This is a genomic window from Halobacillus litoralis, from assembly GCF_020171725.1.
Lineage (GTDB): Bacteria > Bacillota > Bacilli > Bacillales > Halobacillaceae > Halobacillus > Halobacillus litoralis_F.
In genome coordinates this window covers 559,699-577,803 of the sequence record NZ_JAIVAJ010000002.1, presented here as the reverse complement: position 1 = coordinate 577,803, position 18,105 = coordinate 559,699, and the positions used below count along the sequence as shown (strand labels likewise).

The 18,105-nt window shown below is 46.1% G+C and carries 22 protein-coding genes; 3 read left to right on the top strand and 19 right to left on the bottom strand.

Features of this window, described 5'->3' with window-relative positions; all coding sequences use genetic code 11:
- Positions 1-166: 166 nt before the first annotated feature.
- The 15 genes from msrB to LCM20_RS07365 form a co-directional block, all read right to left on the bottom strand.
- Entirely contained in the window at positions 167-1,126 is a 960-nt protein-coding gene (msrB, locus tag LCM20_RS07435) for a peptide-methionine (R)-S-oxide reductase MsrB (RefSeq protein WP_225194794.1), read from the bottom strand.
- A 120-nt stretch (positions 1,127-1,246) separates the two neighbouring features.
- On the bottom strand, positions 1,247-1,780 hold the full coding sequence (locus LCM20_RS07430; RefSeq protein WP_225194793.1) for a YqfQ family protein: 534 nt from the start codon (positions 1,778-1,780) through the stop codon (positions 1,247-1,249).
- Positions 1,781-1,821: 41 nt separating this feature from the next.
- Entirely contained in the window at positions 1,822-2,523 is a 702-nt protein-coding gene (locus tag LCM20_RS07425) for a uracil-DNA glycosylase (RefSeq protein WP_225194792.1), read from the bottom strand.
- Positions 2,524-2,639: 116 nt separating this feature from the next.
- On the bottom strand, positions 2,640-5,756 hold the full coding sequence (locus LCM20_RS07420; protein ID WP_225194791.1) for an AAA family ATPase: 3,117 nt from the start codon (positions 5,754-5,756) through the stop codon (positions 2,640-2,642).
- Position 5,757: 1 nt separating this feature from the next.
- Complete coding sequence (locus LCM20_RS07415; protein ID WP_225194790.1) at positions 5,758-6,912, bottom strand: exonuclease SbcCD subunit D; 1,155 nt, start codon at positions 6,910-6,912, stop codon at positions 5,758-5,760.
- Between the two features lie 11 nt (positions 6,913-6,923).
- A complete protein-coding gene (locus LCM20_RS07410) occupies positions 6,924-7,142 on the bottom strand; it encodes a YozE family protein (RefSeq protein ID WP_225194789.1) in 219 nt (72 codons plus the stop codon).
- Positions 7,143-7,247: 105 nt separating this feature from the next.
- Complete coding sequence (gene tatC, locus LCM20_RS07405; protein WP_225194788.1) at positions 7,248-8,000, bottom strand: twin-arginine translocase subunit TatC; 753 nt, start codon at positions 7,998-8,000, stop codon at positions 7,248-7,250.
- An 80-nt stretch (positions 8,001-8,080) separates the two neighbouring features.
- Positions 8,081-8,266, bottom strand: coding sequence for a twin-arginine translocase TatA/TatE family subunit (gene tatA, locus LCM20_RS07400; protein ID WP_225194787.1), 186 nt, complete (start codon positions 8,264-8,266; stop codon positions 8,081-8,083).
- A 116-nt stretch (positions 8,267-8,382) separates the two neighbouring features.
- Positions 8,383-8,583 (bottom strand): twin-arginine translocase TatA/TatE family subunit, encoded by a 201-nt coding sequence (locus LCM20_RS07395; protein WP_225194786.1) that lies wholly within the window; start codon positions 8,581-8,583, stop codon positions 8,383-8,385.
- Between the two features lie 68 nt (positions 8,584-8,651).
- Complete coding sequence (locus LCM20_RS07390) at positions 8,652-9,254, bottom strand: molybdenum cofactor guanylyltransferase (protein WP_225194785.1); 603 nt, start codon at positions 9,252-9,254, stop codon at positions 8,652-8,654.
- Between the two features lie 5 nt (positions 9,255-9,259).
- Positions 9,260-9,748 (bottom strand): dihydrofolate reductase, encoded by a 489-nt coding sequence (locus LCM20_RS07385; RefSeq protein ID WP_225194784.1) that lies wholly within the window; start codon positions 9,746-9,748, stop codon positions 9,260-9,262.
- Positions 9,749-9,771: 23 nt separating this feature from the next.
- Positions 9,772-10,731 carry a thymidylate synthase gene (locus LCM20_RS07380; protein WP_225194783.1) on the bottom strand — a complete coding sequence of 320 codons (960 nt, stop codon included), beginning with the start codon at positions 10,729-10,731 and terminating at the stop codon, positions 9,772-9,774.
- The gene (locus LCM20_RS07375; protein WP_225194782.1) at positions 10,718-11,338 is read right to left on the bottom strand and encodes an HD domain-containing protein; all 621 of its coding nucleotides are present in this window, start codon (positions 11,336-11,338) and stop codon (positions 10,718-10,720) included. The genes LCM20_RS07380 and LCM20_RS07375 overlap by 14 nt, the downstream gene beginning before the upstream one ends.
- A gap of 8 nt (positions 11,339-11,346) precedes the next feature.
- Positions 11,347-12,201 (bottom strand): DUF72 domain-containing protein, encoded by an 855-nt coding sequence (locus tag LCM20_RS07370; RefSeq protein ID WP_225194781.1) that lies wholly within the window; start codon positions 12,199-12,201, stop codon positions 11,347-11,349.
- A 157-nt stretch (positions 12,202-12,358) separates the two neighbouring features.
- Positions 12,359-14,029 carry a formate--tetrahydrofolate ligase gene (locus LCM20_RS07365; RefSeq protein ID WP_225194780.1) on the bottom strand — a complete coding sequence of 557 codons (1,671 nt, stop codon included), beginning with the start codon at positions 14,027-14,029 and terminating at the stop codon, positions 12,359-12,361.
- A gap of 304 nt (positions 14,030-14,333) precedes the next feature.
- On the opposite strand from LCM20_RS07365, the gene LCM20_RS07360 reads away from it, so the two are divergent.
- From LCM20_RS07360 to LCM20_RS07350, 3 genes are all read left to right on the top strand, one after another.
- Complete coding sequence (locus LCM20_RS07360; RefSeq protein WP_079480009.1) at positions 14,334-14,534, top strand: cold-shock protein; 201 nt, start codon at positions 14,334-14,336, stop codon at positions 14,532-14,534.
- 166 nt (positions 14,535-14,700) lie between these two features.
- Positions 14,701-15,381: a queuosine precursor transporter gene (locus LCM20_RS07355; RefSeq protein WP_225194779.1), complete on the top strand. Its 681-nt coding sequence runs from the start codon at positions 14,701-14,703 to the stop codon at positions 15,379-15,381.
- A 15-nt stretch (positions 15,382-15,396) separates the two neighbouring features.
- Positions 15,397-15,789, top strand: a complete 393-nt coding sequence (locus LCM20_RS07350) for a ribonuclease HI family protein (protein WP_225194778.1) — start codon at positions 15,397-15,399, stop codon at positions 15,787-15,789.
- 50 nt (positions 15,790-15,839) lie between these two features.
- Here the strand turns inward: LCM20_RS07350 and LCM20_RS07345 are convergent, their stop codons facing one another.
- The 4 genes from LCM20_RS07345 to LCM20_RS07330 form a co-directional block, all read right to left on the bottom strand.
- Positions 15,840-16,136 (bottom strand): DUF6123 family protein, encoded by a 297-nt coding sequence (locus tag LCM20_RS07345; protein ID WP_225194777.1) that lies wholly within the window; start codon positions 16,134-16,136, stop codon positions 15,840-15,842.
- A gap of 105 nt (positions 16,137-16,241) precedes the next feature.
- Positions 16,242-16,415 carry a hypothetical protein gene (locus LCM20_RS07340; protein ID WP_225194776.1) on the bottom strand — a complete coding sequence of 58 codons (174 nt, stop codon included), beginning with the start codon at positions 16,413-16,415 and terminating at the stop codon, positions 16,242-16,244.
- Between the two features lie 88 nt (positions 16,416-16,503).
- Positions 16,504-17,013, bottom strand: a complete 510-nt coding sequence (locus LCM20_RS07335) for an isoprenylcysteine carboxyl methyltransferase family protein (RefSeq protein WP_225194775.1) — start codon at positions 17,011-17,013, stop codon at positions 16,504-16,506.
- A complete protein-coding gene (locus tag LCM20_RS07330) occupies positions 17,014-18,096 on the bottom strand; it encodes a type III polyketide synthase (protein WP_225194774.1) in 1,083 nt (360 codons plus the stop codon). It lies immediately after the preceding gene.
- Between the last annotated feature and the right edge of the window lie 9 nt (positions 18,097-18,105).

The window sequence follows — 18,105 nt, the reverse complement described above, 5'->3', positions numbered from 1 at the left end:
GTTGACCGGTGTACCCATCATGGGGCATCGCTCCTTGATTCATTTTCTTCATTATACAATGTAATTGTCGAAATATATAGAAAAATAAGGCTGTTGAGGAAAGTTTCTCAACAGCCTGGGGACAAAGAGCAGGTTCTGCTCTTTGTCCCGGTCGCTGCTTTAAAAGTTATTTGAATAGATAAAGGTAATGGGCATATCCTCGCTCTTCCATTTCCTGTTTAGGCACGAACTCAAGGGCAGCAGAGTTGATGCAGTATCTGAGGCCGCCTTGATCTTTCGGTCCATCGTCAAATACATGGCCGAGGTGGGAATCGGCTTGTTGACTTCTCACTTCTGTTCGAATCATACCATGAGACGTATCCATTTCTTCTTCCACCTGTTGCTTCTCGATCGGCTTCGTAAAGCTCGGCCAACCGCAGCCGGCATCGTATTTATCTTTCGAACTGAAGAGTGGCTCTTTAGAGACGATATCGACATAAATGCCTTCTTCTTCATGATCAAAGTATTCATTCTGGAAAGGGCGCTCGGTTCCATTTTCCTGCGTCACTTTATATTGAATGTCTGTCAGCTGCTTTTTAAGTTCCTCTTTATTTTTCTCGAGCTTCCACGTGTTTTTAATAAAGTCCGCTCTCCCTGAGCCTTTCTTGTAACGCTTATAGTGAAACGCATTCTTTTTATAATAATCCTGGTGCTTGTCCTCTGCCTCGTAAAACGTTTCGGCCGGAAGGACAGGGGTCACGATGGGATCCTTGAAGATACCTGACTGCTGAAGGCGTCTTTTGCTTTCTTCGGCAATCTGCTTCTGTTCTTCGTTATGGTAGTAGATCGCTGTCGTATAGGATTCGCCTCGGTCTGCGAATTGTCCCCCTGCATCTGTCGGGTCAATCTGCTGCCAGAACAATTCGACCAGGCGTTCATAAGGGAAAATTTCAGGATCATACGTAATTTGCACTGCTTCTTTATGACCTGTTGTCTCTGTGATGACTTGCATGTAGGTAGGGTTCTCTGTATGACCGCCTGTGTAACCGGATACGATGTTTTCGATTCCGGGCCTTTCGTCGAACGGCTCGACCATACACCAGAAGCACCCGCCTGCAAATGTAGCTAACTGTAGTGATTCACTCATATTTCAATTCCTCCTCAATGTTCGGAACATCACAATTAAGCGCTAGAGGTTGTCCCTCTAGATCTTTCTTTCTCCCATTCTTTCGGATTCCGCAAAAAAAATCAAGCTACATGCACAGCCTTAGATATATAACCTTGGCTGTGATGTACCTTGACGCTTCGCCGTTTTAGGCGAAGACACTTCGCTTGACGATTCAAAGTTGAAAGATGACTCCTCTTTCTTAGATGCTGTTGTACTCTCTTCTACCTCTTCATCATCGTCCGGTTCGTTCATCAGTTTCATCATGTTGATCATAGCCGGAATGTTTTTCATCATCGGACCATATTGCTGGACCATCGGAGCCGCACTTTGCATCGCTTTCAGTGCTGTCTGCATGTGAGACAGCCATCCGGCACCGCCTGTTTTAGCAGCACCTGCAACGGCGTTTGCCGCTTGAGAGCCTACATTCGCACCGCCAGCTAAGCCAGGAATGGAAAAGCCGGGTGCGCCGAAGCTTGCAGGCGAAAAGCCCGGTACCCCAAAGGCACGAGCGCCTGTTTGGGCGGTCTGATTCATAAACGGGGCGACTGATCTGGAAAGTCCTGGAGCAAAAGCCTGTTGAAACCCAGGAAAAGAACCGCCGGGAGGAAGTGGTGGTTGACCCATCGGAAACATCTTAATCCCTCCGTAGAACTAGAATACTGTAGCATATGCCTTCATTCTGTTCTGGTTTGGGCTGGTGCCACGTCCAACGACCAATCGACTGGTTCTTGGCCCGTATCGAGGAGAAATTGGTTCGCCTTTGAAAACGGACGACTACCGAAAAAGCCCCGGTGAGCAGCTAAAGGGCTCGGGTGTGGAGCGGTTAAGACAAGGTGCTTCGTCGTATCGATGCCTTTCCCTTTTTTCTGAGCATGCCTTCCCCATAAAATAAAGACGACAGGAGTCCTCCGCTCATTTAAAGCTTGAATGACTGTATCCGTAAATCGCTCCCAGCCGATCCCTTGATGAGAATGGGCTTGATGAGCCCGGACGGTTAATACATTATTTAATAGAAGAACCCCCTCCTTCGCCCAAGACGTCAAATTGCCGTGACCCGGTGGTTCCACCCCGACATCCTCCTGCAGTTCCTTGAAAATGTTCCGCAATGAAGGCGGAACGGTCACTCCGTGCTGAACACTGAAGCTGAACCCGTGAGCCTGGTTCGGTCCGTGATAGGGGTCTTGACCGAGGATCACGACTTTTGTGCCTGAGAAAGACGTATAATCGAGGCTTGAGAAGATATCGTCCATCGGAGGGTACACCGTTTCATTCTGGTATTCTTGCTTTAACGTTTCTCGTAACGCTTCGTAATATTCTTTTTGAAATTCAGGCTCCAGTATGGAACGCCAATCATTATTGAAGGTTTTCAACGTCATTTCCTCCCCTTGCGTTTTTTTATTTCCTTTCACTATTTCCCGGGCAAGCGCATAAAGTGACAAAACAGCCGGCAAATAACCGGCTGCTTTTGGCACAAGCTGTAGAAATCAAGAAACTATTGGAACGTAAATTGCACAGAAGACCCTTGAGGTGTCGACTGGATTTGGAGTTTGGCGGGTATTTCCTCTTTCAACTGCGCGACGTGGGAAATGATTCCGAGCATACGGCTCCCGTCCTTCAGCCCCCTCAGGCAATCGATCGCCTGCGCGAGGGAAATATCATCCAACGTACCGAATCCCTCATCAATAAACAGCGTATCAAGCTGAACGCCTCCTGCATGAGCTTGAACGACGTCTGCCATCCCTAAAGCGAGACTAAGAGAAGCCTTGAACCCCTCTCCCCCTGAAAGGGTTCGGACAGAACGCTTTTGGCCTGTATGATGGTCGATGACTTCGAGATCAAGGCCACTTTGAGCCCCCCGCTTCGCGATTTCATCACTTCGGACGAGTTGATAGCGATGGTCCGTCATTTGATCGAGACGCATGTTGGCCTGAACAAGTATTTCATCCAGAAAGGCTGCGAGAACATACCGCTCGAGCGATAATCGGAGTGCATTATCCCCTTTCGCAAGCCCGGCGAGTTCTGCAATATCATAATATTTCTTAGCCAGGTCCCCTTGATTGGTTAACAGCATGTCTATCTCTTCATAGACGGTTTGGTTCTGCTGATACATCATCGTATGCTCATTCAGGCGCTGCTGGGTTTCCTTGAGCTTACCCTTTTGTGCTTCCAATTCCTCCAGTAATGAAGGAAGGTCAGGCTTCTCCACGCTTTCTAGTTTTTGTTTCACTTCTTCCAACCGACCGTCGATCATCGCTTGCTTTCGCTTGTATTGGTCAATCGATTCTTGGATCTTCTCCCGTTCATGTTTTGTAAGGAGAGCGGACCGGTAATTTTCTAAGGTCGTGAAAACAGATTGATCAAACGCTTGTTCAAAGGACTCCTTCGCATCTCCAGCACTTTGCTTCACTCGTTCATAATAATGGGACACTTCCGACTCAGAGGCTTCAATTTTCTGAAGCTGATCCCGCAGTTGATGATACCGATCATGGATGGCTTGCCAGGCGCCAGCCGCTTTCTCATAGGTATTCTTTGCAGCTTCGATCCACGCATCAAGCTCCTCAGGCTCGAACGTTTCAAATTCTCTCTGTTCAAGGAACTGGTTCATCTGCGTTTGATAACGGACGGACTCTTCTTTGTCTTTGGCCATTTCTGTCCTCAGGGCGTCAAGTTCGTCTGACAGAACGCTTTCTTTTGACTCAAGCTCTTCTAACTGCTTCTCTGTTCGGGCAAGACGCTCCGCCTGTTGCACAGCCGCTTCGTGCTCCGCACTCAGTTTAGCGATTTCTTCATTTTTCTCACTGTACCAGGTGGTGAACATCTTCTTCTCAAGCTTCTCCTCTTGATCGGTGATCTCGCTTTTCAAAGCATCGACAAGGTGACGCTGAGACTCTCCTTCTGCTTTCACATCTATGAGTTGAGCTTGAGCTTTTTGAAATCGATTTTCCGCTTCTTCAGCCTGCTGTTTTAAGGATTCGATTTCATGCTCGTCTGGTATGTTAGAAGGTTTACCTGCTGGTGAAGGGTGATGGACGGATCCACATACCGGACACTCGCTCTGGTCGGTTAAACCCTTCGACAACGTGTAGGCATGATGAGATCTTATTTCATTCAAGACACCCTCATAAGATGACTTCGCTTCCTGAGCTTTCTTTTCAAGAAGTCGATAGGTCTTCATGAAAGAGTGATACGACTCTCTTAGTTGGATCAGCTTGTTCCATTCTTTCTCAAGACGATTAAGCTTCTCATACTCGTTTCGCGCCTGATCCAGTTTTGATTTCAGTTCATATTGCCGGTTCTGTGAAGAGCGTCCCTCTTTTATAATCGCCCGCAATTGTTCCTTTTCTTTACTGTTCGTTTGTTTTTGCTCCTGCTTGGATTTCAAACGCTCTTCTTTCTGCTGAATAGCCGTTCGAGATTTTTCGTAATGCCTCTTAAGGAGGAGGTACTCCTCAAGCTGCTTCTTCTCTTCTTTCCGCTTTTCCCATTGATTTTTAAGCGTATCACGCTCATCACCTTTGTTCTTCTCCGCTTCGAATTCGGCTTCTACTTTTACAAAATCGGACTGCAGCGTCTGTTTCTGTTCTCTTTTCTCCTGTAACGATTGATAGAGACGTTCCTGTTCAGCTTCCTTATCTTTCAAGTGCTTTTCATAAGGCTGAAGCTCTGCGGCCTGGTTGGCCTGTTTCAGTTGTTCTTCTGCCTTTTGGATTTCCCTTTCCTGCTCTTTAAGCTTACTCTGTTCCTGTTCAAGTTCTGCTCTAGATTGGAAGAGTGAATCCAAATGTTTCGCTTCCTGATAAGCTTCCTGTTTCTTTTCAACCCTGTCGGACTGAGTATCCACGTCTTTTTTCGCTTCTTCTAATACGTTCTGCTGACTATTCAGTCGCTCTGAAAGAAGGGTTAGATATTCTTTCGGTTGAAGGTCCTCGAGATTCTCAGGAAGGTCCGCCCCCCAATGGATATTGGTTACAGCATGATCAATCCTGGTTTGGAATTGGTTCATTTCTTCCTTCAAGGAACTGGTTTCCTTCTTGAAGTATTCAGTCAAGTCGGCATAGAAATGCGTTTTAAAGATCCGTTGTAAAATTTCTTCCCGTTCTTTACTATTTTCAGAAATGAGTCTCCGGAATTCGCCTTGCGGAATCATGATCATCTTTCGGAACTGCTCATAATCAAGACCGAGAATGTCCTCCACGTACTCATTCACTTCTTTGATTTTAGAAGCGAGCAGTTTCTCTTCCCCGTCGGTGATCATGAAAATCTCGCTCCTGGCAGGGTCTTCCTTGAGTCCCTCTCCCCGTTCTTTCTTCCTCCATTGTTTAGGCATGCGGACAATGCGGTACTGCCTGCCTCGCAGCTCAAACTGAAAATCAACGTAGGTAGGGTCATCCTCATCCGCAAAGTGACTTCGCATCGAATCCTGGTCACGATCACTTCCGCTTGCACGTCCGTAAAGAGCGAAACACATCGCATCAAATATCGTCGTTTTTCCTGCTCCAGTCGGTCCTGTGATAAGAAAGATGGATTCGTCGCCCAGAAGGGAAAAATCCACGGTCTGTTTATCACGGTAAGGGCCGAACGCATTCATTGTTAACGTCAATGCCTGCATATCATTTCCCCCTCTCTTCATCCTGCAAGCTCTGGATGGCTTTTTGGACGAGCTCCCTACGATTCTCCGGGATGGATTCACCTTTCATATCTTCATAGAATGACATAAACAATTCTTCAGGAGAACGTTTCTGTCTTTCCTTCACCTTCTCTAGCTGCTGAAAGTCTGTTTTCGCATTTTTTTGAACCCGCTCAAGATGCAGAACATTCGGGTAAGCTTTCCGAAGCTTCCCCATCGGATCAAGCAGCTGGCCGTCATCTAGAAGTCTGACGTGTAGATAATTTTCGGGGTTCGACGCAGCCTGACCATCCAACAGTTCTTCAAAATACCCCTCTATGACTTCAAAGTCTCGTTTCGGGACAAGAGGGCGTTGATCGATGGAAGATACACCGTTTCCATCCAGCTCGATGATCGTCACCGACTTTCTATGATTGGCTTCAGAAAACGAGTACTTTAATAAGGACCCACTGTAACGGATCGTATCTTTCGTCACGCGTTGCGGCTGATGTAAATGCCCGAGGGCAACGTATGTGAAATCATGATACATGCCAGCCTCTACGTAAGGACTTCCGCCAATCATGGACAAACGCTCTTCTGACTCGGATTCCATACCTCCTGCAAGAAATGCATGCCCGATCCACACATGGCGTTCATCCATCGAGAATCGCTCTTTGATGTCTGCGACGATCCGCTCGGCGGCCTGTTGGTGTGTTTTGATTGAAGGGTCCTCGAACACATAGGCTACCTCTGCAGGCTCTAAATACGGAATGAGGTGGAAGTGAACAGGACCGTGGTCGTCATGGAGGGTAACCGGTTCGCGTTCTTTTTTCAGCTTCGAGTCAAGAAACAGCCCTTGTCTTTTGAACATCTCTGAACCGAACTGCAGGCGGTCGGGACTGTCATGGTTGCCGGAGACTGCAAGCACGGGCACATTGAGGTCATTGACTAACACAGTCAACGTATCATTCAACAACTCGACAGCCTGCTTTGGAGGGATCGACCGGTCGTAAAGGTCTCCTGCGATGATGACGGCATCCGGCTCTTCCTGTTTGACAAGCTCTACAAAATCATCAAGCATTTCCCGCTGATCATCTGTCATATGGACGTTATGAACAATCTTACCGAGGTGCCAGTCTGCTGTATGTAGAATTTTCATAGTTTCAACTCCTATCCTTCATCTACTTGATACGCTTCATATAGACGATCGAAGGCTGATAAAGCTGTTGGAAATGGAGCATTCCACTCCAAGTACCGACTGATCTCGTCATAAGACGCCGATTGCTTCGGAAACCCATGGTCGTCGAACATCCAGTCGGCCAATCTCTTCTCGTCGTTCTTTTCTTTATTGCCTCTGTATCTCATCATATAGTGATAAAAGGAACGCATCCTATTCATCTCCTTCGCATTCTAATACTTCTTTTTTAACACGGATGTCTGCTACGTTCAAAAGATATAAAAAGAAATCCCTCCGAATAAGAGGGATTCCTGTCCTTAGTCCTGCTCCATAAATTCCTTGTGGTTCTTCAGCTTCTTGCGATACACAATTCTCGAAAGAACGATACTTACTTCATATAGAACGATAAGAGGTACCGCTACTACAAGCTGTAAGATGAAATCCGGCGGTGAAATGATCGTCCCGATGATGACGAGAACGAAATAAGCATACTTTCTGACCTTCACCAAAAATACCGGATTGACAATTCCGAGACTCGTCAGGAACATGATCAGGATGGGAATTTCAAATAGTACAGCAAAAGGAATGGTGACGCGGAATAGGAACTTGAAATAGCGCTCAACTGTGAAGATTTCATTAAAGACCCCATTATTCAAATTAAGCAAAAACGGCAGAATAAAATGAATAAAGACCACATACCCAAACGTAAGACCGCCTAAGAACAGTAAAAAGATAGCCGGTATATAGGAAAGGGACACTCTTTTCTCTTTCGGTGTCAAAGCCGGTTTTACAAACAACCAAACTTGAAGACTAAGTATAGGAAGCGTGCCTACAATCGCAACGAGACTGGCAATCGTGAACACGATCCAAACAATTTCCCCCGGACTCGTCATGTTCAATTGGAATGGAATATCATTAATGAAGAAACCTGAGAGGTCTTCATAATAGACAAAACCGACGACAAAAAATCCGATGAAGAAGACGAGGGTCCAAATCACGCGTTTTCTAAGTTCCTGCAAATGATCGGTTACATTCATTTCAATATCTTTCGTAGCTTTTTCTTCTGACATTACAATCCACCCCCAGGCACTTGTTCGCCTGACAAAAAGAAGATGTAAGAGGATGCCCCCTTACACCTTCATTATTTATTTTATTGATTCTTGTTCTTATTCTGATCTTTATCTTCATCTGACATAATGTCACCAGTCGCCTTCTTAAACTCTTTTAAAGAGCTGCCAAACGCTTTCCCGATCTCAGGTAGCTTGGATGGACCGAATATAACGAGAGCGATGATCAAGATTAAAATAAGACCTGGTACACCGATGCTTGATAACATGGTCTCTCACTCCATTTTCAGTAGAACTCGTCCACTGGTTTTCTTGAGTGACTGGAACTTCTCCTATGTAAACCGTCCCGGTCACCGCCGTGTAAAGAAACGCTTACAACAAAAGCTTAGGGTTTCGTTTCTGAACGTTCATCTGCGCCATTGTTCTGCTCGTTTTGATCTGAAGTTAAATCACGGGCAGAGCTTTTGAACTCTTTTAATGTTTGACCAGCCGCTTTTCCAATTTCAGGTAGCTTGGATGGGCCGAAAATGACGAGCGCAATCGTCAAGATCAGGATTAAACCCGGTACACCGATACTTGACAGCATGGTTTCACCGCCTTCTGACGAATTATTCGTACGTTGATAGTTGTATTCTTCCCCTATCATACCATTTTTTATAGCAAATGTCTTTGGCCTTGGAAAGTTTTTAACAACCTGTTCGCTTCTTCATAATCTTCGAGCGTGTTCATGTTGAAGAAATGGTGAGAAAGCACGGATTCAGAAACGGTTTGAAAGGAATGGACCGGTTTCATATTGATTCTCTCATAAAGGGCACGCATCCGTTTCTCGTCGTTATTCATAAGCTCATCTAACAACGGAAGAAGGCTTATGTGATAAACGCCTGACATCGGCTGATGCCTCCCCTTATGAAACGGAATAATCGCTTCGAATTTCGAGTCTCTGTAGGATAAGAGCTCTTTGTAAATATCGGGATGAATGAAAGGGGTGTCACAGGCACTGACCACCACCCATTCTGCTCCTGCAGCTTGCATCCCTGCCTGAATACCGGCAAGCGGCCCACCGTCCACATAGCGATCCGGTACCGGTTCGAAGCCAGATCTTTCGATATTGCTGTTGACGACAATATGACTTGTCACTTCGTGAAGCTGACTGTAGATCCGTGCCAGAACCGTCCGAGAGCCGAGCGGGAGGCTGGCTTTGTCACGTCCCATCCTGCTCGAACCGCCCCCTGCTAGAATGACACCTGCTAATGTCATATTTATTACGTTCTCTCGTAAATCCGGAAATAATAATCGTAAGGGTTCTTCTCGTCTTTTTCGCCCTTCGTTTCCGAGACTAGTTTCCAATCGGACTCATCATATTCAGGGAAATGCGTGTCCCCTTCAAATTCGTAGTCGATATACGTCAAGTACATACGATCGGCATACGGAAGCATCTTTTCAAAAAGGACCGTTCCGCCAATGACGAACCACTCTGTGTCCGGATCGTTCTTTTCCATCTCAAGAATGTCATCAATCGAATGAATGACTGTACACCCTTCTCTGTCGTAATCGTGATTGGATGTTATGACGATGTGTTTTCTATCAGGCAGAGGTTTTCCAAAGGATTCAAACGTCTTTCTCCCCATGATAATTGTTTTTCCGATGGTCATGTCTTTGAAAAACTTGAAGTCATTCGGAATATGCCACGGAAGATCATTATCCTTCCCGATCAATCGATTACGATCCATTGCAAAAATAAAAGAAATCATAGGTCTTACACCTCCGTTAATAGTTAAACAGCGACTGGTGCTTTTATGGATGGATGCGGATCATAACCATCAAGCTCCAAATCTTCCATTTCAATGTCGAACAGACTCTTACCACCATGATCGATTTTCAGTTTAGGTAGAGCCCTCTCGGACCGCTTCAGCTGAGTCTGCACTTGACTTAAGTGATTGCTATAGATGTGGGCATCCCCGAGTGTATGAATGAACTCTCCTACTTGGAGCCCACATTCCTCTGCTATCAAATGCGTCAGAAGCGCATAGCTCGCAATGTTAAACGGTACACCTAAAAAGATGTCTCCACTTCTTTGATAAAGCTGACAGGAGAGCTTTCCTTCCGCCACGTAAAATTGGAACATCGTATGACAAGGGGGCAGGGCCATGTTGGACGGCACATCCTCCGGGTTCCAAGCCGTTACGATATGTCGTCTGGAGTCGGGATTATGCTTAATCGAATCAATTACACGCTTAAGCTGATCAATCGTTTCCCCCTGCGACGTCTTCCAGGCTCTCCATTGACTTCCATAAACGGCTCCCAGATCGCCGTAGGCCGCCGCAAATGCATCGTCCTTCAGAATCTTCTCCTTGAATCGGTTCATCTGCTCATCGTATTCTTCCTTAAACGCTTCATCCTGCTGGCTGCGGCGGCCGAAATCCGTCATATTCGGTCCTTTATAATCTTCACTATTTATCCAGTTTTGAAACGCCCACTCATTCCAGATGTTGTTGTTATGTTCAAGCAGATACCTGATATTCGTATCCCCTTTGATAAACCACAACAGTTCGCTTGCAATCAAACGGAATGGTACACGCTTCGTTGTCAGCAAAGGAAAACCTTCTGAAAGGTCGAAACGCATTTGGTATCCGAACACTGAGTATGTCCCCGTCCCGGTCCTGTCCTCTTTATACGCTCCTTGACCTAGGACATGTTTACATAAATTCAAGTACTGCTGTTCATTTTGACTCATCTGATTTTCCTCCTAAAGCATAGTATTCACGATTGAACTCATTCAGAAACGCTGTCATCGTCTCATGTCGATGCTCGGCTTCCTGACGCCCGCTGTCCGTGTTCATGAGGTGTAGAAGATGAAGCAATTTATCATGGAAATGCTGCACAGACGTTCCGGCACCCGGGTCATCACTATGTATCATCTGCCCTTTCGCACCTCCGAATGCAAATGTGCGGGCAATGCCCACAGCCCCCATCGCATCTAACCGGTCCGCATCCTGCAGTACTTTTCCAAGTGTGGAAGCCGGTACTTTCCCTTTCCGGAAGGAGACGGTTTCGATCGCTTGTTCGATTTCTTCAACCTGCGCATCCGAAAGCCCCCATTCCAGAAGCTTCTCCCTACGCTCACGCCTTGATGCATCAGGATTCTGTGAAAGCTTGGCATCATCGACATCATGAAGCAGGCCCGCGAGTTCTGCGAGGGTAGGATCTGCCCCTTCCCTCAAGGCGAGCTCTCTCGACCACCTGGCCACACGTTTCATATGGTCGAGGTCATGACCGGTGGCATCTTTTTCAAATAAAGGTTGGATGTAATGAAGCGCTTTTTGAATTACACCTGAGTCCATAGTTCCTCCTAAAATTGAAACAAATCCATCTGTCTAGGATTTAAATCGTTGTATTCGATGTTTAATAATTGCTGCATCTGCTTGGCATTTGTGGCGGCATCTCCACCAGAGTTGTTGTTAAATAACAACGTGATATCCGGCGTCGCCTGTTTAAGCTCTCGAATCCGGGCTGCCCACTCTTTCAATTCTTCTTCGTTATATTTATAAAGAAACCGCACTTTCCGCCAGTCTTTCCGACCGTTTTTGTTCCATCCGTGAACGTTTCTTCCATGAAAACGGACGAGCGTCTTCTCTGGGTGGGTCGTTTCGAGCACACGCGGAACCGACCCTATCCCTGCCTGTGGTTCGTCACAAATGGCATGGATCCATTCATATTCCCTCATAAACTCAAGCGTCTTTTCACGGTATGCGGGCTGAAACCACGTTTGGTTCCGGAACTCCAGGGCCATGGGGTAGTCCTGCAGCCACTCTCGTAACAGTCTCAGCTTCTTAATGTGCTCACGATTCACGTCAAACCAAGGTGGAAACTGAAACAGTAGTGCTTTCAGCTTCCCTTTTTCGAGCACTGGCTGGATGGATTCTTCATACGCCTTCACTAAATCCCTTGCTTCCTGAACCGTCCGGGATTCCCGGTCATGTCCTGTCAGTCCATTGAACGCCTTGATGACAAAGGAAAAAGAGGAAGGCGTTTGTGAAACCCATTTTTCATAATAACGCTGGGGTTGAATCGCGTAGAAAGCCGTATCGACCTCTACTACAGGAAAGTGAGAAGCATACTCCCCTAACTTATCACCGGATTTGGATTTGTCTGTGTACAAATCCACGTGGTCGCCCCACCCCGTCAGTCCGATTTCAATTCCCACCCGGGCACCCTCCCTTCAAAACGTGCTTTTGATGTTAGTTTACCAAAAGAAAAGGTCCCTGGGGAAGTCATACCTCAGGAACCTTTATCTTACGTACTATCTTCAGGTTTATAATCATTAGACCATTTCTTTAATCATGACCACTTGTACCCGTCACTTAGAATAAACCTTTAATGACGCCTTCATCCGTCACGTCCATGTTGAGGGCCGCTGGTTTCTTCGGCAGACCCGGCATCGTCATGACGTCTCCTGTCAAAGCAACGATGAAACCAGCACCTACAGAGGCTCTAAGTTCCTGAACCGTCACAGTAAACCCTTCCGGGCGCCCTAAGAGAGCAGGATCATCAGACAAAGAATATTGGGTTTTCGCCATACAAACTGGTAGATTGTTATATCCAAGATCGTTGAACTGCTTCAACTGCTTCATGGCTTTGGATGAAAATTCGACCTTCTCGCCTCCATAAACTTTTTGGACGACCTTGGTCATTTTCTCCTCGATCGAGTCGGTTAACTCGTACGTATAAGTAAGACTTCCTTCTTTCCTCTCGCAAGCTTCGATGACTTTTTCAGCGAGTTCAATTCCGCCTTTACCCCCTTCTGTAAACACCTTCACGAGAGAAACCGGGGCTTTATTTTGTTTACACCAATCAAGCAGGAACTCCGTCTCAGCTTCTGTGTCAGAAGGGAACTGATTGATGGCAACGACAAACGGAAGGTTGAACTGTTCAATTGTCTCGATATGCTTCTTCAAATTGGAGATGCCTTTTTGAAGGGCCAAGACGTCCTCTCGATCGAGTGATTTTTTATCAAGTCCTCCGTGCATTTTCAGCGCCCGTATCGTGGCGACGATGACGACGGCGTCCGGCTCGAACTCTCCTGCACGGGTTTTAATATCAAGGAACTTCTCTGCCCCGAGATCTGCTCCAAACCCTGCCTCCGTCACGACGTAGTCACCGAGCTTCGATGCGATTTGAGTCGCCATTAAACTGTTACATCCATGGGCGATGTTCGCAAACGGGCCTCCGTGGATAATTGCCGGAGTATTCTCGAGTGTCTGCACAAGATTTGGCTTAAGCGCATCCTTCAAGAGCAAAGTTAAAGCCCCTTCGTATCTGAGCTGCTTCACCGTAACAGGCTTTTTGTCATACGTGTAAGCGACGACGATGCGGGAAAGGCGCTTCTTCAAGTCATTCAAATCACTTGCCAGGCAGAGAACAGCCATGACTTCTGATGCTACCGTAATAGTAAACTGATCTTCACGTGGAATGCCTTTTACAGGTCCACCAAGACCGACGACTACCTCCCGCAAGGCCCGGTCATTCAAGTCGAGTACGCGCTTCCATTCTACTCGGCGGGCATCAATTTCAAGCTCGTTCCCTTGATGGATATGGTTATCAATGAAGGCAGATAAGGCATTATTAGCTGTTGTGATTGCATGAATGTCACCTGTGAAGTGAAGGTTGATCTCCTCCATCGGCACGACCTGGGAGTATCCACCCCCGGCCGCCCCTCCTTTGATGCCCATCGTCGGACCAAGGGATGGCTCACGTAATGCAATGACCGCCTTTTGGTTCAATTGGTTCAATGCCTGTCCGAGGCCGACTGTAACAGTTGATTTCCCTTCTCCGGCTGGTGTCGGATTGATTGAGGTCGTCAGAATAACCTTTCCGTCCGGACGGTCCCGGAGCTTGTCCAATAGTTGATCAGAAAGTTTCGCTTTATAATGGCCATAAGGCTCCCAATCTTCAAGGTCCAGGTTTAGTTGACTTGCAATCTCACGAATAGGTTTCATTTTTGCTTCTAACGCGATTTCAATATCCGTTTTCATCCATCCAACCCCTTTTCATATATGTCGTTTCTATTGTATCGCAGTCCGCCCTTAATTTCTTTTCCCTTCTTCCATTTTTTCAAGAATCGATTTTAAAAAATGCGCTTTCATTTATTGACGCTGGGTACGTGATACGATATATTAGGGTTAAGCAAATAAGTAGTTCGGAATCATAAAGACAGGTAGTTCCCATAGAAGTGCTCGGTATTTATATTCCGCCGCCTTCCTGGGGACTTTTTTCGATTCTACCTATTTATTTGTAATTCACACGGTTCACGTGAAAGTTTTTAGGAGGAATCATATCATGCAAAACGGTACAGTAAAATGGTTCAACGCAGAAAAAGGTTACGGCTTCATTCAAGTTGAGGGTGGAAACGATGTATTCGTACACTTCTCCGCTATTCAAGAAGAAGGTTTCAAATCTCTTGAAGAAGGTCAAGAAGTAACATTCGAAATCGTAGAAGGCGACCGTGGCCCACAAGCGGCTAACGTTGAGAAAAAATAAATGAAACCATGAACGGCAGCCCCAAGTGGGCTGCCGTTTTTCTTTTTAACGTTTTTCCTAGGCTCATCGCGCTCACATAATAGGCTGGAGGTCTGCGCCTTGAAAAAACAAACTTGACCACTTATAATTAACTGCTGTTCATTCTTTAAGAAAGGAGTGAAGGCAAATGAGCAATGAACTTTTGTGGATCATTTTCGCACTCATAAATTTCGGATTATTATTAACGATGTATAAGTTATTTGGCAAAGTGGGACTGTTCGTCTGGATTGGGATGTCCACGGTTGTCGCCAATATCCAAGTGGTCAAAACCGTTGAAATGTTCGGACTCAATGCAACGCTCGGTAATATCTTATATGGAACAGCCTTTTTGGCGACAGACATCCTTAATGAGAAGTACGGTCAAAAAGAAGCAAGGAAAGCGGTTTGGATGGGATTTTCCACGCTGATCCTTCTGACGTTGATCATGCAGATGGCCCTGCAGTTCACACCGGGTGAAAATGATATCGCACAACCTGCCCTTGAGACACTGTTCGGAATTGTACCTTCAATCGCGATAGGGAGTTTGACCGCGTATATCATCAGTCAATATTTCGATGTATGGCTTTATGCCCGCTTGAAAAGGGTATTTAAAACAGATAAGACGCTCTGGATTCGAAATAACGGAAGCACTATGTTGAGTCAATTAGTCGACACGGCGATTTTCTGTGGCATCGCCTTCTACGGTTTGTATCCAGTAGACGTCTGGTTTGAAATCTTCCTGACAACCTATTTAATTAAGTTTCTCGTCGCAGCAATGGATACTCCGTTCCTCTATATAGCTAAAAGATGGAAACGTCCAGTTTTTTAAAGGGGGGATCTGAGCATGATCACCGTATTTACTGATGCAGCATCAAGTGGCAATCCCGGTCCAAGCGCCTGCGGAATCATCATAAGAAACGGCACTGAAATGACTGAGTATGCCTTTTACCTTGGAGAATATTCCAACCATGACGCGGAGTTTTTAGCGGTCCTACGTGCCCTTGAGTTATGTAAGGACAGATTTCCGAATGAGATCATTTCTGTTAGATCCGACTCCAAGACGGCCGTTGATGCGCTCGATCAGGGCTACACGAAGAATGCGAAGTTCATGCCTTACCTGACCGCTATCCAATCGCTGGAGGAGCACTTTTCCATCGTTTTTTATAAATGGATCCCTGAAAAGCAGAATAGACAGGCAGATAAGCTGGCTCGCAAAGCTTTGCATGAAGCCCACTAAAAAAACCCAAGCATCCCTTGGGTTTTTCTGTGTCAAAGAAGAGTCTTGCTCTATCTGTTTTTATGTAACTTCTTCTTCGCAAGCCCCTTCTTTCCTAAATACTGATAGACCTGCTTTCTCGTTGTGAGCTCCGGCTTCGCAATTTGTTCTAACACTCCGATGAAAAAACTCGGATCAAATTCGTGCTGATACTTAAGCGTCACCTTCACCGCTATGATGGTTTTCCACTCGGTTGCATTGGTTGAGTTCTTCCCAAAGTAAATGAACCTTACGTCTTCATCCTGCAATTTAAACCCTTTCGACCACAAATCCTCTAAGAAATAGGCCAACGGTAAATGATTTTTCATAGGACGCTCCTTATTCAGGCAAAAATCTCATACGAACAAAACGAACATAAATCGACATCATTCGTCTCTGTTGTTCTAGTATAACAAAAAATAACCAGGTGCTGGTCACCTGGTTGAGATCTTTTGTTCGTATGTTCGTCTCTTTTGCTGAAGGGTCGAACGCTTCTGCCCCTTGATCACTTCGATGACCGACTGAGCAGGAGCGGAGCCGAGTCTCGCGAGCAAATAGACAGTTAAGATGCTATATACGCTAACGACTAGAAATACGATGAAGATCATATTCGCACTTCCTCTAAATGAGATTGATTTTCATTGCTAATTAAAGTATAGCAAATCCATTTATAAGGGGCAAGAATATTCTGTCTCCTTATGTCCGCTCTTCCAGTGCTCTTTCTTCGGCAGGGATTCTAACTTTAAGCACCAGTAGATGAAGCAGCGGGAAAATCAATGCCGTTACATAAGCATGGAATAAAATCGGAATGACCGCCAGTTCAAAAAACACAATGACGTAGTTGGGATGGCGGATCAACCGGTAAAGCCCTTTTTTAATCGGTTCTTCATCGGGAAGGATGATGATTCTCGTATTCCACCGCCGCCCGAGTGTAGCGATACACCACACCCTTAGAAGTTGGAGGATGAAAAATGAACCAAGTGCAAACCAAGAAAGAAGAGACCACTCAAACCCCGTGCTCATGAACTCGATAAGGATCGATAGAAAAAAGCACGTGTGAAGAATGATAAATAAAATGTAATGTTCCTGTCCCGACTCTTTCCCTCCTCGGTCCATCATCCACCTTTTATTTGAATTCGCAATCACTAATTCCCCGAGCCGCTGAATAAGTAGAAATCCAAAAAGCAAAAACAAGAGACTTTCCATTTACACCCACTCCAAACTGACAATTTCTGAACTGAATCCTGGTCCAAGCGAGGTCATCATCGATCTCGTTCCCTTCTCAGGCCGCTCCGACATCGCGTCATGCAAGACAAAATGAACGGTTGGAGAAGACATATTTCCGTGTCTCTCGAGTACACTGCGAGAATGTCTTAAGGCTTCGTCCGGAAGATCAAACAGATCACGGTAAGCTTCGAGTACCTTCCTGCCACCCGGGTGAGCGACAATGAAGGCAAGGTCTCCCTTCGTCCACTCCTGATCATGAAGCGCATCTTTCATATGAACACTCCAGAAATCTTTTACGAGTCTTGGAATGCTCTTATTGAAAATCACCTCGAACCCAGTATCCACGACTCGCCACCCCATGACATCCATGCTGTTCCGCTGAATCCTGGAACTGGTCTCCCCAAGGCGGATCGGACTTGAAGCCTGGTGCATAAGCTCGGATTCATCTCCTGCCATCAGCACAGCTGACGCTCCGTCGCCGAAAAGGGCTGTTCCAACAAAGTTGGATACACGGCGGTCTTCCACCTGAAATGTCAAGCTGCATAGTTCGACACAGACAACCAACACGTTCTTATCAGGATGTCCCTTCAGCCATTCGTAAGCACGACCCACTCCACTTGTACCTCCTGCACACCCGAGGCCGAAGAGAGGACTTCTTTTCACAGAATCTTTGAACTCAAGTTCGTTGATGACATATGTGTCTACTGTAGGCGTGGCGATGCCAGTAGATGAAACGAATATGATATGATCGATCTCTTTTGTTGAGACCGGGTTTTGCAGGAAGACTTCGTGATGTAAACAGGACTCAATCGCCGCCTTCGCATAATGGATCGCCTTCTCCATATAGATCTGGTTCCGTTCAGCGAGTCCATGGGGCCTCTCAAACCATTCCAACTGCTGAGCGAACTGACGGTTTTCGATTTGGGCATTTTCAAAAATCGGGAGCAGCCTCTTTTTCTCATGATCTTTCATTGGAAAGAGATTATACACCAATTGCTGGACAGTGGATTGCGCGAAAGAATACTCTGCTTCTTTCACACCTGAGGAAAGGATATATGGCATCATGTACCT